At 63.2% G+C, this 419-nt stretch carries 1 protein-coding gene; it reads left to right on the forward strand.

Features of this window, described 5'->3' with window-relative positions:
• On the forward strand, positions 1 to 419 hold a 419-nt coding region (locus AC3A6G_RS27430), incomplete at both ends, for a chemotaxis protein CheW (protein WP_487866183.1).

A 419-nucleotide genomic window follows, 5' to 3' on the forward strand; every position in this document is an offset into this window, starting at 1 on the left:
CCTTCACGCTCGGCCAGGAGGAATACGGCATCGACATCCAGAAGGTGCAGGAGCTTCGCGGCTACGACGCGGTGACGCGGATCGCGAACGCGCCCGAGTACATCAAGGGCGTGGTGAACCTGCGCGGAATCATCGTGCCGATCATCGACATGCGCATCAAGTTCAACCTGGGCACGCCGAGCTACGACCAGTTCACGGTGGTGATCGTGCTGAACATCGGCGGCCGTGTGGTGGGCATGGTGGTCGACAGCGTGTCGGACGTGATCACGCTGGGCGCGGAGCAGATCAAGCCGGCACCGGAGATGGGCTCGGTGCTGGACACCGACTACCTGATCGGGCTGGGCACGCTCGACGAGCGGATGCTGATCCTGGTGGACATCGATCGGCTGATGTCGAGCGAGGAAATGGGCCTGGTCGAA

It is taken from the genome of Variovorax sp. Soil_C_26, assembly GCF_057657075.1.